Consider the following 14,786-nt stretch of genomic DNA (forward strand, 5'->3'; position numbering starts at 1 on the left):
GTCACGATGAACCGACAACGGAGTCGGTCACGATGGGCCGAAATCCTCGGTCACGATACCGAAACCAGCGGTCACGTTGGTCCGAAATACCCACCCAGTCGGGACAGCCACAGCACAGCGAGCATCGCGACCATCGGTACGAGCAGCGGGCGCAGCGCGGTCCATACACCTTCGGATGCGTCGGGCAGGGGTTGAGGGGCGGTGGCAGGGGGCGTGGGTGTCGGCTTTGGCGTGTTGCGCGTTTCCAGCCAGGGCCGAACCATCCGCCATCCGCCCAGGGACACGGACGCACAGATCAGCAGTGTCCATAGCGTGTGGCTGGGAAAGTGGGCGCCGCGCAGCGTCTGGACCACGCCAGCGATCAACCCGACACCCATGGCGAGCGCGAGCCAGCGCTGGCCGGTGGCCCGGCGGCGCGTGGCACCGACAGGAGCGTCCAGCCATGGCAGACACACGGCCACAAAGGCAAAGCCGCTGGACGCATGGCCTCCCGGGAAGCAGCGGCCCGGGCCACCATCGGCCACGCCCCAGGCCCAGTGCGATACCCACGTCGCACTGCCCCCGAAGGCGCGCAGATCCCATGGACAACTGGTGAGGCTGGCGTTCTTGACGAGATTGACCGCCAGCAACGACAACGTGCAGAGCACCACCACGGTCAGCCGCTCCCGCCTGGGGATCTGCAGGCCAGGCCACAGCACCCAGGCCAGCAACGCCAGCCAGACACCCGTCATCGCGTGGCGGAGCCCGTTGTGCAGCACCTGCGAGAGCAGCCAGGTGTCCTGCAGCGGAAAACCCTGCGGGGTGCCAATGGCCTGCATGATCGCCATGTCCAGGCCGGTGGCGTCCCAGAGCAGGGTGAGGGGGAGCAGCGCCAGCACCCAGATGGTGGGTGAGGTGCGGGCGGGACCGTATGGCCACGAAAGAGGGCGGGTCAGTGCATGCATGGCGCGGCACTGTGCGCGGCGCAGGTTAAATGCGCCTTAAGGCGGAACTAAGGTGCGAATCCATAATGGGTGGGTTCAGACCAACGGACCTGCTGCGTCCCTTCAACATGCGCGTTCTTGTGGTGGAAGACGATCCTGGCATCGCAAGCGGCCTGAGCGCCTCGCTCCGTCAGGCCGGCTATGCGGTCGACATCTGCGCCTCATTGAATGCCGCCTGGCTTTCCCTGGCGGTGGAGCCCTTCGACCTGATGCTGCTCGACCTCGGGCTGCCCGACGGTGAGGGGCTGGACCTGCTGGCCCGCCTGCGCCGCCTGCCACCGCCCGCGGCAGGTCGGGATACCCTGCCGCGCCCGGACATGCCGGTGCTGATCATGACCGCACGCGACGGCGTGAACGATCGCATCAGCGGGCTGGACGGTGGCGCGGACGACTACATCGTCAAACCCTTCGACGCCAACGAACTGCTCGCGCGCTTGCGCGCGATGTTGCGGCGCGCGGGCGGACGGCGCAACCCGGTCATCGAGCACGGCGATCTGGTGATCGACCCGGCCGCCCACACGGTGCTGCGCGCGGGCGCGCCCGTGACATTGGGCGGCAAGGAGTTCGCGCTGATGCTCGCGCTGATGCAGGCACGGCCGCAGGTGTTGTCCAAGTCGCGCCTGGAGTCGGCGCTGTACAGCTTTGGCGAGGGGCTGGAGAGCAACGCCATCGAAGTGCACATCCACCACCTGCGCCGCAAGCTCGGGGAGTCTGTGATCAAGACCGTGCGCGGCGTGGGCTACTTCGTTCCACAGGACGTGGCCACTCCGGTGGCGAAGGCGACCCGGTAATGGGGTCGGCAACGGGCGGCAGCCTGCGGCGCTACCTGCTGGCCTGGGCGCTCGGCGTGCTGGTGGTGATCTGGCTGCTGCTGATCTCCTTTGCCTGGTCCACCGCGTTCCGGGAGGCGCGCCTGTTCTCGGACGGGCAGATGACGGCGGTCGCCAAGCTGTGGCTGTCGGGAGCCACTTTGCGACAGCACGATGCCGGCCTGTCGACCGCTGCGCCGGATCTTCAACACGAATACCTGCAGGACGTGGCGGTGGTGGCCTGGGACGACGGTCGACTGGTTACCGATACCCACGGCATGGCGGGCGGGCTGGCGCTTGCCTCGCTGCCGGTGCAGGGCTTTGCCACGGTGAGGGTGAACGTGGCGGGTCTGGTTCCCGAGTGGCGGGTCTATTCCGCTCAGACCGAGCAGGATGGGCGGGTGCAGCGCGTCGTGATCTTCATGGACCTGAAGCAGCGCTACGAACTGGGCAAGGACATCGCCGAGCATGTGGCACTGCCCGCCCTGCTCGTGTTGCCTTTGGCGAGCCTTCTGTTGTGGTGGGCGATCCGCCGTGGGCTGCGGCCGCTCGATCGCCTCTCCCGCGAAGTGACCACGCTCGACGGATTCGCCGGCGAACGGCTGGACGCACGGCAGCGCCACCGCGAGTTCGTCAGCACCGTCACCGCGATCAATACGCTGGTGGACACCCTGCAGACCCGTGCCCAGCGTGAACGTGAGTTCGCGTCGGACGTGGCCCACGAACTGCGAACGCCGCTGGCCGCCCTGGCCTTGCAGGCCAGGGCGGCGCAGCACGACCCATCGTCCGAACGCCTGGCGCAACTGGAGCAGGAGGCCCTTCGGGCCGGCCGCATCCTGCTCCAGCTGCTTGATCTGGCTCGGGCCCAGCGCGACGCCATTTCAGGCACTGGCCCGCAAGCGGCGAGCCGTGTGCCTCTCGGCGAGCTGGCCGCGCGCCTGATCTCCGCCCACGCGCAGGCCGCGCATGAGAGTGGGCACGAGTTCTCGCTGGTGCAGCCTGCGGAACCGGTGTCGGTGCCCGCGCAGCCCATGCTGCTCGAACTGGCGCTGCGCAACCTGATCGAGAACGCTTTGCGCCACACACCGGCGGGCACGCAGGTGGCCGTGGTCGTGTGGCGCCGGGGAAACGAGGTGGGTGTTTCCGTCAGCGACGATGGCCAGCGCCCCGATGCGGCCACGATGGCGGCCGAACACGGTGGCCTGGGGTTGGGGCTGCGGCTGGTCGAGCGCATTGCCGAGCAAATGGGGGCGCGCCTCGAACGCGATGCGGGCGACCCACCCATGACGACCCGCTTCTCGCTGCGCTGGACGGCTGCATAAGGTTCATTTAACGTCGGCTGGGCACAGTGCCGGGGCCGGCATGTGCTGGCATCCGGATGCCAGCCATGCAGTTCTCGTTGCCCATCGCGTTTCCCCGGCTCTCGCTGCCCCCCCAATCGGCCTCAGACCGGCCCCCGGACGCCTTCTCACGTCCTGCGGCGGCGGTGTGGGGCCTGGCGCTGTGGCTGGCCAGTGTGGGCAACCTGCCGCTGTGGCAGCGAATCGATGCGCTGGGCGGCGCGCCTTCGCAAAAACTGGTTCTGATCGCTGGTCTGGGCGCGATCATCGTGGCGGCGCTGGTGGCGCTGCTGTGGTTGACGATGTGGACGCATGTGTTCCGGCCTGTGGCCACCGCGCTGCTGCTGGTGGCGGCGTTCAACACGCACTTCATGTGGCAGTACAGTGTGGTCATCGATCCCACCATGCTGTCGAACGTGCTGCACACCGATGCACACGAGGTGCGCGATCTGCTCTCATGGTCCATGCCGGGAACGGTGCTGCTGGTGGCGGGCCTTCCTCTGTGGGCCTTGTGGCGCAGGCGACTGGCGTTGCGCCGCGTGTGGCCGCAGGCTGGCTGGAATCTGCTCGGCGCCTTGTCGGCCTTGGTCGTGCTCGTGGTGGCGGCCTTGCTGAGCTACCAGGGGCTGGCCTCGCTGATGCGCAATCACAAGGACCTGCGCTACATGGCCAATCCGCTCAACACCGTGTACGCGGGTGCGCGGCTGGCCGTGGACCAGTTGCCCCGCCAGGTACACCCGTTGCAGCCCGTCGGGGAAGATGCGAAGCTGGGCGCAAGCTATGCTCACCAGCAGAGACCGCCCTTGCTGGTGCTGGTGATCGGCGAGACCGCGCGTGCGCAGAACTTCGGCCTTGATGGCTACGCACGCAACACCACGCCAGGTCTGGCGCGCTGGCAGGCACAGGGTGACCTGGTGAACTTCAGCCAGGTGACTTCCTGCGGTACCAACACGCAGGTGTCGCTGCCCTGCATCTTTTCGCCGCTCACGCGCACCGGGGGGGGTGACAAAGTGCCCGAGCACGAAAACCTGCTCGACGTTCTGCAGCGCGCCGGGCTGGCCGTGCTGTGGGTTGACAACCAGTCTGGCTGCAAGGGCGTGTGCGAGCGGGTACCCCATGCAAGCGCGAACGACCACGCGGTGCCGGACCTGTGCAATGGGGGCGAATGCTTCGATGCGGCCATGCTCGACGGGTTGGACCAGCGCATCGAAGCGCTCGATCCGCAGCGTCGCGCGCGCGGTGTGGTGCTGGTGCTGCACCAGATGGGCAGTCACGGGCCGGCCTACGCACATCGCGCACCGGAAACCAGCAAGCCATTTCTGCCGGAATGCAGGAGCGTCAGGTTGTCCGACTGTGCGCATGAAGAACTGGTCAATGCCTACGACAACTCGATCGTCTACACCGACCATTTCCTTGACCAGACGCTCCACTGGCTCAAGGCGCGAGCCGATCGCGGCAGTGAGGACACCGGCATGATCTACGTGTCCGACCACGGCGAATCGCTCGGTGAGAACGGCCTCTATCTGCATGGCGTTCCTTACGCGATTGCACCCTCGCAGCAGACCCACGTGCCCATGGTGGGCTGGTTCTCGAAGGGTCTGCAGAAGCGCGCAGGTCTGTCGATGGACTGCCTGCGCGGGCTTGGAGACCAACCCATCTCGCACGATCACATCTTCCATTCCGTGCTGGGTCTGATGGATGTGCACACCCGCATCCACCAGCCGGCGCTGGACGTGGTGATCCCCTGCGCAGCGCCTGTCTGAGGCGTGCGAACAGGTGTTGGCGTCCTGAACGCACGACCATGAGAAGGCCCTGACATCCCACCCCGCAGGACCGCTGTCTCACGGCAGTCGATGCCCCGAGGCTGTCCTGCTGGCAGCTTTGGCGTTCCGGGCGAGTGGCTTGAACAGGCGGGATGACCGGTATTCGGAAAGAAGGTGGTTGACCGGAAGAAATTGCAGCAAGGTCCAGGACGTCGCTGCGATCATGCGCCCGCGCGGGCAGGAGCGCGGTTTGCTGTGCACAGCCCCCGGATCTGGAGGTGCTCGTGTTCGACCTGTCCACCCCCTGATGGGAACTGCCCGCCATGGCTGCGGTTGTCTATGGTGTGCTGCTGCTTTTGATGCGCCTGTCGGGCAAGCGCACGGTGGGGCAGTTCACGCCCTTCGATATCCTGGTGGTGATGCTGCTCAGCGAGTCGGTGTCCTCCGGACTGAACGGTACCGAGGATTCGGTGACGGGCGGCTTGCTGGCGGCAGCCACCCTGATTGCGTTGAACGTGCTGGTGGCGGCGGTGACCGCCCGCAGCGCGCGCCTGCAGGCACTGGGTGAAGGCGATCCGGTGCTGATCGGGCGCGATGGCCGGCTTTTTGCCACCGCCTTGAGACGCAACCATGTGCCACTTCCCGACGTCGAACGAGCTTTGCGTGAGGCGGATTGCGATCTCGCCGACATGAAGTTCGCCTTTCTGGAGGCGGACGGTGGCATCAGCGTGCTGAAGGACTCCTCGGGGAAGGTGCGGCAAGAGGAGCGCACCAGTGGACGAGGTTGCACTTCCGAGAAGCCGAAAGGTGCTGCTGCTGATCGACTTCATCAACCCCCTGGATTTTCCGCAGGCGGATGCGCTTGCGCCTTCTGCCCTGGAGGTGAGCCGTCTGGCCCTCGCCGCGCGCGAGAGAGGTATTCCGGTGATCGCAGCGAACGACAACTTCGGGCGTTGGCGTTCGGATGTTCCAGCGATGGTCAGACGACTGGGCCGCGAGCCGGGCGCCAGTTGATGAAGTGCGACATCCGGCCATGGGGATCACTGCGCTGGCACGACAACCGGTGACGCGGGCACATGTCTTGCCCATGGAGCTTGCGGCCGATTCCCCAAGATCGTCGCAATCCCTTCAACACATGCAGGAGCAATGACATGGCATCGAACAACCAGGGCCAACAAGGCCGCGATCAGCAGAACCGCAGCCAGCAGGAACAGGGCCAGCCAGGCCAGAACCAGCAAGGCCAGCAGCAGAACCCGCAACGCCAGCAGGAGCAGGGTCAGCAGGGCCAGAACCAGCAAGGTCAGAACCAGGGCCAGCGCCAGGGGCAACCGGGAGGCCAGCAAGGCGATACGAGCAACCAGTTCGGGCGGCAGAGCGAGCAGAGCAACGCGGGTGGATCCGATCAGCAAGGCCGCAAGGACATCAATCCTTCCCAGCAGCAGGACGGCTCGCGCTCCGGCTCGCAGGGGCGCAGCGACGACACCCGCCGACCTGGCGACAGCAACGCGACTTGAGCAAACAGCGACTTCTCCGCCCCGTCCGTTCAACGACGGGGCGGCGTTTTTCGCCTTTCGAATTCACCGCAAAAACCCCACGACTCAGGAGATTCCCATGGCCACCCCCCGCAACGAAGCCGATGCCTGCACGCTTCTGGATACCGACCACAAAGCCGTCAAGAAGATGTTCAAGGCGTATGACGAACTCGCGCAGTCCAAGGCACGCGGCGTCGAACAGAAAAAACTGGAACTCGCACGCGAGATCTGCCAGGAACTGACCGTGCACGCCACGATCGAGGAAGAAATCTTCTATCCGGCCCTGCGTGCGGCACTGAAGGAAACGGACGCACTCGCCGAGGCCGAGGTCGAGCACGCAGGGGCCAAGGACCTCATCGCGCAGATCGAGGCGATGGAAGAAGCCGACGAGATGTTCGACGCCAAGGTGAAGGTGCTGGGCGAGTACATCGACCACCACGTGAAGGAAGAGCGCAACCAGATTTTCCCGAAAGCCCGGGCCGCCCGTGGGCTGGACCTTGTCGCGATGCGCGAAGAACTGCAGACCCGCAAGGAAGCCCTCATGGGCATGGAAGCGGCCTGATGGCGAGAGACAGGCCATCTGGAGAGTCCACCATGAAGCGATCCCCCCAAACCGCCCCCGGCCAGCCGGGCCCGAACACAGCTCCCAAGGCGGCCTCGCGCAGTACGGACAGTGGACCCCCCACCACCTTGCCTGCCGACGATCCTGCAGCAAAAATGGCTTTGCAGACAGACCACCTGGCCGAGGGCATGCCTTTCAACCCCAACAAGCGGGGAGAGCACGGTTTCGACAACGGCGTGCAGCCGCAGCCCGGTGCCACTGTCGAGCCGCAATCCCGTCTGCCCACGGCCAGCACCCTGTCGGAAGAGAACCAGACCGAGAAGACCGGCGGCGTGGCCGCCGACGGCGTGAACTGGACCATCGAGTCGCTGGACCGTGTTCGCGTCGACTCCGCTGGCCAGGTGCTCACCACCAACCAGGGTGTGCCCATCGCAGAAAACCAGAACTCGCTGAAGTACGGCCTGCGAGGGCCGGCGCTGCTGGAAGACTTCATCCTGCGCGAGAAGATCACGCATTTCGACCATGAACGCATCCCTGAGCGCATCGTTCACGCGCGAGGGTCCGGGGCGCACGGCTACTTCGAATGCACCGAGGCACTCACCGATATCACCCGCGCCGCGCCGTTCCAGAAAGTCGGCAAGGTCACGCCGGTGTTCGTGCGCTTCTCCACCGTGCAGGGTGAACGCGGCTCGAAAGATACGGCGCGCGATGTCCGGGGGTTCGCGGTGAAGTTCTACACCGACGAGGGCAACTGGGATCTGGTGGGCAACAACATGCCGGTCTTCTTCATCCAGGACGCCATGAAATTCCCGGACCTGGTGCACGCGGTCAAGCCTGAGCCCCACCACGGCATGCCGCAGGCCGCCAGCGCGCACGACACGTTCTGGGACTTTGTCTCGCTGATGCCCGAGTCCACGCACATGCTGATGTGGGCCATGTCGGACCGCGGCATTCCGCGCAGCTACGCCACCATGCAGGGGTTCGGCGTTCACACCTTCCGCATGGTCAACGTCGAGGGCGATGCCGTCTTCGTCAAGTTCCACTGGAACCCGGTGTATGGCACGCATTCGCTGGTGTGGGACGAGGCGGTGAAGATCTCCGGTGCCGACCCGGACTACCACCGCCGTGACCTGTGGGAGCGCATCGAGTCCGGAGCATTTCCGGAGTGGGAGTTGGGCATCCAGGTGTTCACCGAAGAACAGGCGGAGGCCTTCAGTTTCGATGTCCTGGATCCCACGAAGATCGTGCCGGAAGAATTGGTGCCGTTGCGCACCGTGGGTCGGCTGGTGCTCAGCCGCAACCCTGACAACTTCTTTGCCGAGACCGAACAGGTCGCTTTCTGCGCCGCGCACATCGTGCCCGGCCTGGACTTCTCCAACGACCCGCTGCTCGCCGGCCGCATCCATTCGTATGTGGACACGCAGATCAGCCGCCTGGGCGGTCCCAACTTCCATGAGATCCCGATCAATTCGCCCGTCGCGCCGGTGCACAACAACCAGCGCGACGGCATGCACCGGCAGGCGATCCATCGGGGTCGGGTGAGCTACGAGCCCAATTCGCTCGGCGGGGGCTGCCCGTTCCAGGCCGGCGCGATGCACGGCTTCATGTCGGTGCCCGCGCGCATCCAGGCGAAGGAAGAACAGGGCAAGGTGCGGGCCAAACCTGAAAAATTTGCCGACCATTACGCCCAGGCCACTCTCTTTTACGAAAGCCAGACCCCGGTCGAACAGGCACACATCGCAGCGGCCTTCCGCTTCGAGTTGTCCAAGGTCACGGTGCCCGCCATCCGCGAGCGCATGGTGTCTTCCCTGCGCAATGCGTCCGAGGCGCTGGCGGCGCAGGTGGCGGCGGGGTTGGGCATGCAAGAGTTGCCGCCACCCATGCCGCGTGCGCTCGACAACCCGGCCCCGCCGGAAGTGACGCATTCAGTGGCGCTCTCCCTGAGAGCGCGTCCAGGCGACCGTTCCATCAAGGCCAGGAAAGTCGCCATTCTGGTTGCCGACGGTATCGTGGGGCAGGCCGCGAAGGACGTCCACGCGGCGCTGTTCAGCCAGGGCGCGGTACCGCGCTTCGTCGGGCCGCATATCGGTTCGGTGAAGACGTCGGATGGCGTGGCGATCGACGCGGATGCCTCGCTGGAGAACGAGCCGGGTTTTCTGTTCGATGCGCTGGTGCTGCCCGACGGCGATGCCGGCGTGCAAGCGCTTTCGCGCGATGGCCACACGATGGAGTTCATCCGCGATCAGCACCGCCATTGCAAGCCGATCCTGGTGATGCCGGCCTCGCAGGCATTGATGGAGGCCGCGCATGTTCCGCTCACTTTGCCATCGGGTGAGGTCGACCCTGGCATCGTGCAGGGGCATGATCTGAAGGCCTTCGTCGTGGCCATGGCGCGGCACCGTCACCACGAGCGCGAGACGGATCCCCCGCTGCCATGACGGTGCCGACATTCCTGTAGACGAAGACCAGGCGTGGCCATGGCACCCGGGCGTGAACTGAGAAGCTGTGTCGCATACCGAAGGCCACCCGTCTGCGAACCGCCCGCCACTGGCGCGCTGCCGGGCTGTCCACCACTCACCGACAGCGCCAGGGTTACCTTGTTCTGGATCGCGCCGACCGTCGCATAGACCGCCTGCAGCACCATCCGCCACGGAGCGCAGGGCATCGAGCGGCGCTAGGGCCGCTCAGCGCTCTCCGACCAGCGCCTTGATGGCCTCGCCGAGTTCGATCACCGCGAGGGCGTAGTAGCTGCTCCAGTTGTAGCGCGTCACCACGTAGAAGTTCTCGGTGCCGGCAATGTAGGTGGACGCAGCACCGGCGTTCTCCAACTCCACCAGCGCGAACTTGCCGGTGTGCTGCAGCGCTGCGCCTTCAAGCACCGCGCCCTTTGCGGTGAAGCTCTCTACCCCGAAGCTGGGCAGGATGTCGGGCGCGAGCAGGGTGTCCAGGTCTTCCCGGCTCTGGTTCGGGGCGAAGCGCACGGGATGGTGCGTGGGCATGCCGGGCGTCCAGCCGAAAGCCTTGAAGTAGTTGGCCACCGAGCCAATCACGTCGGCCTGGCTGTTGAAGAGATCGACCCTGCCGTCGGCATCGAAGTCGATGGCGTACTTCACCCAGCTGCTGGGCATGAACTGCGGCCAGCCCATGGCGCCAGCGTAGCTGCCCAGGTAGGTGGCGGGGTCGGTGCCGGTGCGTTCGGTGAGACTGAGAAACTGCTCCAGTTCGCTGCGGAAGAACTCGGTGCGTGTGGCGGCGCGGGGGTGGCTGGCAGGAAAGTCAAAGGCCAGCGTGGCCAGCGTGTCGATGACGCGGAAATTGCCCGTGTGCTGGCCGTACAGCGTCTCCACGCCGATCACGCCGACGATGAGGCTGGCCGGCACGCCGTATTCGGCCTCGGCCCGGGCAAGGGTTTCCCGGTTGGCTTCCCAGAACCGCTGGCCTGCGCGCAGTCGCACGGGTTCGATGAAGCGCGCACGGTAGGCCGCCCAGTTCTTGGGCACACCGCTGGGCGCAGGCTGCATGAGGCGGATGACGGTGTGAATGCGTTGCGCCGAGCCGATCTGCGCTCGCACCCAGGTCGGGTCCAGGTTGCGGCGCTCGGCGAGGTCGGTGGCGAACGCCATCGCGGCCGGGCTCTGCGCGTAGTTGAATGCCGGTGCCTTGGCGGGGGTGGCTGGGCGCGATCTGGCGGGCGACTGTGCCAGGGCGCTGGCGCTCAGGCACAGGGCCAGGACGGACGAGGTGAGCAGGGCGAAGACGTTCAAACTGGATCTTTTCGGGGCCATGCCAATTGCCGGAACTCCCGCTGCAGCATGGCCAGGTTGGGAAGGTGGTCGCCCGGGCGCGCGTAGCGATGCGCCTCAAGCCGCAGGAGCCATTGTGCAACGCCCTGCGCAGCCTCGGCCTGCCCCCAGCGTTGCTGAACGCGACGGGCCAGTTCGCGGGGCGGTGTATGGTCGGCGCTGTCCACCCCCATCGCGGACAACCGCGCGCGGGCGCGTTGCAACAGGCGCAGCCATGGATCGTGCTGCTGGCGTTCCCACAGTGTCCAGGCGGCACCGATCAGGCTCACCGCCACCACCACCCCGATGAGCACATAGGCCAGGTCGTTCCAGCTGGGCGACCGGAAACCGAGGTTCCTGAGCAGATCGAGCTGGCTGCCTTGCGTGTAGTTCAGCACCCATTGGTTCCAGGTGTTGTTCAAGGCCTCCCATGCGGCGCGAAGCTGTGTCGCGATGCCCGGGTTGATGTTGCGCAGGGCACCCACAAAGGCACCATCGGGCGCGCGCAGGCGCTGCAGTGAACCGGTGCGGTCGGGCGCCACGGCGGACGTCGGATCCACCCGCACCCAGCCCTGGCCGGCCTGCCACACTTCGGCCCACGCGTGGGCGTCGCGCTGGCGCACCGTCCAGTAGCCGTCGACGCCGTTGAGCTCGCCGCCCTGGTAACCGGTGACGATGCGGGCGGGGATGTCGAGTGCGCGCATGAGGATCACGAAGCTGCTGGCGATGTGCTCGCAGAAGCCCATGCGGCGGTCGAACCAGAACTCGTCGGCCGTGTGCTGGCCATACACGCCGGGCTCCAGGGTGTAGACGTAGCCGCCGGTGCGCAGGCGTTCCATCACTGCGTTGACCAGGCGCGGCGTGGCCTCCGGGCCACTGCCGTGCGTGCGCTGGAGTTCCTGGGCGTACGCGAGCGTGCGCGGGTTGTAGCCCGGTGGCAGGGCCACATGGTCCTGGAGAGCGAGTGTGTGGGCCGTCGGCCCGTGCCGGAAGCTGGTGTGGCTGACGGCGCTGTAGCGCACCAGACTGCCGATGGGCCGGTCGGTGAGCCACTGGAGCTCGTTCGTCATGCGCACGGGCATGCCGGGCACATCGGGTGCCTCCGCGGCGGCTTCCAGCAGGAACAGCCAGGGTCGCCGGTTGGGCTCCATGGTGACCTCGTAGCGCACGGGCGCGCCGGACACAGCAAGTTCGCCTGGCAGGGCCATGGAGGCGGGGAACCCGGAGCGCGCGGGGCGCCATTCCACGCCGTCGAATGCGCTGAGTACGGGTCCGCGGAAGTACAGCTCGCTCTGGGGCGGCGGCGAGCCCTCGAAGCGCAGGCGAAGGGCGATGCTCTCGTCGAGCACCAGCTCGGCGATCTGCCCCACGCGCATGGTGCCCGACAGGCCGCTGCGCCCACGGTCCTCGCCGGGCGCGCCCCACAGCGGCGAAATGCGTGGAAACAGCAGGAACAGCACCAGCATGATGGGCGCACCCATCGCGGCCATGCCGATGGCGATCCGCGCGGCCTGGGCCAGCGGCGGGCGACCCACGGGCATGTGGGCGTTCACCAGTGCGGTCAGCAGGCCCAGCAAGGCGATCAGGATGCCGGCCGCGGTGAGCAGCGATTGCGAGTGGAAGAAGTGTGTGAGCAGCGTGAAGAACCCGAGGAAGAACACAACGAAGGCGTCGCGCCGCGCGCGCATCTCCAGCGTCTTCAGAGCGAGCAGCACCACGACGAGCGTCACACCCGCATCCTGGCCCAGCAAGGTGCCGTGCGTGGCCCAGGTGGCGGCCGAGGCGAAGAGCAGCAGGCCGAGTCGCCAGGGCCAGCGGGGCAGGGGGCTGCCACGCAGGGCGAGCGAGGCGCGCCACAGCAGCACGCCACCCGTGAGCGCACTGCACCACCACGGCAAGTGCGCCACCTGCATGAGTGCCACCCAGCCGACCACCGCGAGCAGGAACAGCGTGTCGCGTGTTTCGCGGGGCAGGGCTTCCAGCCATGTCCGCAGACCACCTGCCCGGCGCGATGGGCCAGCATCCAGCGCACCCACGGAACCGGCTTTGCCGGGCCGCAGGGTGCGCTCCCCTTTGGTGGGGACGCGCGGAGCGCGGTGGGGGGTGTTCATGCCAGTGCCATCGCTTCCAGGCAGCGCGCGCGGTGCAGCGGGCCCTGGTCGGGCGCGATCTCGCGGCCCGGCAGGCGAACGCCGTAGTCCAGCCCCAGGCGATCGGCCATCAGCACCCAGGCCGTGAGGCGGGAGAGGCGGGCTTCCAGGCCGCTTTGGCCGCATTGCGCGTGATCGAGCCACAGCTGCTGACGCTGGGTGGACAGCGCATCACGGCTCACGAGTTCGTCGCGTCCGCTGGCGAAGGCCTGGGCAGCCTTCTTCCACACCACGGCCTTGATGGGGTCGCCCCGGCGGTAGGCACGCACGCCGTCGAATTCGCCCGTGCTTTGCACCCGGGCACTGCCCGAGCTGCCCGCCTGGGGCTCGCCGGGCGGCAGGGGCGGCGGGTGGCTCTCCGGTTCCGGGTAGACGAGCACACTGGATGCGGGGCGCCACACGGTCCACACGCGGAAGGTGCCCAGGGGAAACAGCGTGAGGGCGTTGAGCGGCGGCAACGCATGCAGACCACGCCCGGGCACGGACCAGCTCACCTGCACGGTGGTGTTGCCCTGGGCGGGCACGTCAGTCCAGGCCAGTGGTGTGTGGGCGGGATCGGCGCCGATCACACCCATGCCGATGCCATAACGGGCGCGGGTCCGCTCGCTGCTGAGGCGGACTTCCAGCAAGACCGCCTGGCCGGCGTGTACCGGATCCGGCGGATTCAGGTGCAGCGTGGTGCCACGCAGGTTGCCGTGGCACACGTGCATGCCCACCACCGCGCTGCCCGCGAGCAGGAAGGTGAGCAGGTAGCCCAGGTTGAGCTGGTAGTTGATGCTGGCCACCAGAAGCAGGATCAGCGTGAGTGCGAGCATCCAGCCCGGGCGGGTGGGCAGGATGTAGACGTTGCGCTGGGTCAGCGTGAGGGTGTCGCGGCGCGGCAGGCGGCTGTGCCACCAGGATTGCAGCCGTTGGCGAACACGGGGCGTCTTCACGGCAACGGGATGGCTTCCAGCATCGCGCGGACCTGCTCGACCGGCCCCCGGCCCGCGTCGCGCACCGGGGTGAGGCGGTGTGCCACCGTCTGCGGGAGGATGGCGGCGATGTCGTCTGGCGCCACATAGTCGCGTCCGCTCAGATAGGCCTGTGCCTTGGCCGAGCGCACGACGGCGAGCGCCGCGCGCGGAGACAGTCCCTGCGCGAACCAGCGTCCGCTGCGGGTGGCCGAGACGATGTCCTGCAGGTACTCGAGCACCGGGTCGGCGGTGTGCACCTGGCTCACCGTGTGCTGAAGGGACGACAGGTCTGCCGGTGTGAGGGCCGGTTTCAGGTGGTCGAGCATGTCGCGGCGGTCCTGGCCGCGCAGCAACTCGCGCTCGGCTGCGCGATCGGGGTAGCCGATGGACAGACGCATGTGGAAGCGGTCCAGTTGCGACTCGGGCAAGGCGTAGGTGCCGAGCTGGTCGTGCGGGTTCTGCGTGGCAATGACGAAGAAGGGCTCGGGCAGGGCGCGCGTCTCGCCTTCCACCGTGACCTGCTTCTCTTCCATCGCCTCGAGCAGGGCACTCTGTGTCTTGGGGCTGGCCCGGTTGATCTCGTCGGCCAGAAGCACCTGGGCGAAGACCGGGCCAGGGTGGAAGACGAAGTCCTCACGGCCGCGCTCGTAGATCGAGACGCCGACCATATCGCTGGGCATCAGGTCGGCGGTGAACTGCACCCGCGAGAACTGCAGGCCGAATGAGCGCGCCAGTGCGTGGGCGAGCGTGGTCTTGCCGACGCCGGGCACGTCCTCGATCAACAGATGCCCGCCCGCCAGCAGGCACGCGACACAGTCGGAAACCTGCTGCGATTTGCCCACGATCACCGTGTTAAGCTGGCTCAGCAGCAGTTGGATTCTTGTGTCGGCTTGCATGCCGCGAACCATA

The 14,786-nt window shown here is 67.0% G+C and carries 11 protein-coding genes and 1 pseudogene; 7 read left to right on the plus strand and 5 right to left on the minus strand.

The features are described from left to right. Positions 1 to 71 precede the first annotated feature (71 nt). Positions 72 to 944 carry a phosphatase PAP2 family protein gene (locus J2X09_RS16990; protein ID WP_310308845.1) on the minus strand — a complete coding sequence of 291 codons (873 nt, stop codon included), beginning with the start codon at positions 942 to 944 and terminating at the stop codon, positions 72 to 74. Between the two features lie 107 nt (positions 945 to 1,051). Between J2X09_RS16990 and J2X09_RS16995 the strand changes: the two genes are divergently transcribed. From J2X09_RS16995 to J2X09_RS17025, 7 genes and pseudogenes are all read left to right on the plus strand, one after another. Further along, on the plus strand, positions 1,052 to 1,774 hold the full coding sequence (locus J2X09_RS16995) for a response regulator (protein WP_204732164.1): 723 nt from the start codon (positions 1,052 to 1,054) through the stop codon (positions 1,772 to 1,774). After that, entirely contained in the window at positions 1,774 to 3,114 is a 1,341-nt protein-coding gene (locus J2X09_RS17000; RefSeq protein ID WP_204732163.1) for an ATP-binding protein, read from the plus strand. Before J2X09_RS16995 ends, J2X09_RS17000 begins: the two co-directional genes overlap by 1 nt. A 65-nt stretch (positions 3,115 to 3,179) precedes the next feature. Beyond that, positions 3,180 to 4,895: a phosphoethanolamine transferase gene (locus J2X09_RS17005; RefSeq protein ID WP_204732162.1), complete on the plus strand. Its 1,716-nt coding sequence runs from the start codon at positions 3,180 to 3,182 to the stop codon at positions 4,893 to 4,895. Between the two features lie 323 nt (positions 4,896 to 5,218). Next, positions 5,219 to 5,632 (plus strand): annotated as a pseudogene (locus tag J2X09_RS27185) (DUF421 domain-containing protein); the annotation flags it as partial. A gap of 414 nt (positions 5,633 to 6,046) precedes the next feature. Then, a complete protein-coding gene (locus J2X09_RS17015) occupies positions 6,047 to 6,409 on the plus strand; it encodes a hypothetical protein (RefSeq protein WP_204732161.1) in 363 nt (120 codons plus the stop codon). Between the two features lie 97 nt (positions 6,410 to 6,506). Then, positions 6,507 to 6,989, plus strand: coding sequence for a hemerythrin domain-containing protein (locus J2X09_RS17020; RefSeq protein ID WP_204732160.1), 483 nt, complete (start codon positions 6,507 to 6,509; stop codon positions 6,987 to 6,989). Between the two features lie 32 nt (positions 6,990 to 7,021). Continuing rightward, positions 7,022 to 9,427: a catalase gene (locus tag J2X09_RS17025; RefSeq protein ID WP_204732159.1), complete on the plus strand. Its 2,406-nt coding sequence runs from the start codon at positions 7,022 to 7,024 to the stop codon at positions 9,425 to 9,427. A gap of 246 nt (positions 9,428 to 9,673) precedes the next feature. Here the strand turns inward: J2X09_RS17025 and mltB are convergent, their stop codons facing one another. Genes mltB through J2X09_RS17045 form a run of 4 tightly spaced genes read right to left on the minus strand, consistent with a single transcriptional unit; the run spans position 9,674 to position 14,773 of the window. After that, positions 9,674 to 10,774 (minus strand): lytic murein transglycosylase B, encoded by a 1,101-nt coding sequence (gene mltB / locus J2X09_RS17030; protein ID WP_204732158.1) that lies wholly within the window; start codon positions 10,772 to 10,774, stop codon positions 9,674 to 9,676. Continuing rightward, positions 10,750 to 12,882: a transglutaminase TgpA family protein gene (locus J2X09_RS17035; protein ID WP_204732157.1), complete on the minus strand. Its 2,133-nt coding sequence runs from the start codon at positions 12,880 to 12,882 to the stop codon at positions 10,750 to 10,752. The genes mltB and J2X09_RS17035 overlap by 25 nt, the downstream gene beginning before the upstream one ends. After that, entirely contained in the window at positions 12,879 to 13,856 is a 978-nt protein-coding gene (locus J2X09_RS17040; RefSeq protein ID WP_204732156.1) for a DUF58 domain-containing protein, read from the minus strand. The genes J2X09_RS17035 and J2X09_RS17040 overlap by 4 nt, the downstream gene beginning before the upstream one ends. Next, positions 13,853 to 14,773: an AAA family ATPase gene (locus J2X09_RS17045; RefSeq protein WP_204732155.1), complete on the minus strand. Its 921-nt coding sequence runs from the start codon at positions 14,771 to 14,773 to the stop codon at positions 13,853 to 13,855. Before J2X09_RS17045 ends, J2X09_RS17040 begins: the two co-directional genes overlap by 4 nt. Positions 14,774 to 14,786 lie beyond the last annotated feature (13 nt).

It is taken from the genome of Hydrogenophaga laconesensis (assembly GCF_031457235.1).
Classification (GTDB): Bacteria; Pseudomonadota; Gammaproteobacteria; order Burkholderiales; family Burkholderiaceae_C; genus Hydrogenophaga; species Hydrogenophaga laconesensis.

Coding starts and splice junctions, on each gene's coding strand:
- J2X09_RS16990 (WP_310308845.1), bottom strand. CDS start 944: ATGCATGCACTGACCCGCCCTCTTTCGTGGCCATACGGTCCCGCCCGC.
- J2X09_RS16995 (WP_204732164.1), top strand. CDS start 1,052: ATGCGCGTTCTTGTGGTGGAAGACGATCCTGGCATCGCAAGCGGCCTG.
- J2X09_RS17000 (WP_204732163.1), top strand. CDS start 1,774: ATGGGGTCGGCAACGGGCGGCAGCCTGCGGCGCTACCTGCTGGCCTGG.
- J2X09_RS17005 (WP_204732162.1), top strand. CDS start 3,180: ATGCAGTTCTCGTTGCCCATCGCGTTTCCCCGGCTCTCGCTGCCCCCC.
- J2X09_RS17015 (WP_204732161.1), top strand. CDS start 6,047: ATGGCATCGAACAACCAGGGCCAACAAGGCCGCGATCAGCAGAACCGC.
- J2X09_RS17020 (WP_204732160.1), top strand. CDS start 6,507: ATGGCCACCCCCCGCAACGAAGCCGATGCCTGCACGCTTCTGGATACC.
- J2X09_RS17025 (WP_204732159.1), top strand. CDS start 7,022: ATGAAGCGATCCCCCCAAACCGCCCCCGGCCAGCCGGGCCCGAACACA.
- mltB (WP_204732158.1), bottom strand. CDS start 10,774: ATGGCCCCGAAAAGATCCAGTTTGAACGTCTTCGCCCTGCTCACCTCG.
- J2X09_RS17035 (WP_204732157.1), bottom strand. CDS start 12,882: ATGAACACCCCCCACCGCGCTCCGCGCGTCCCCACCAAAGGGGAGCGC.
- J2X09_RS17045 (WP_204732155.1), bottom strand. CDS start 14,773: ATGCAAGCCGACACAAGAATCCAACTGCTGCTGAGCCAGCTTAACACG.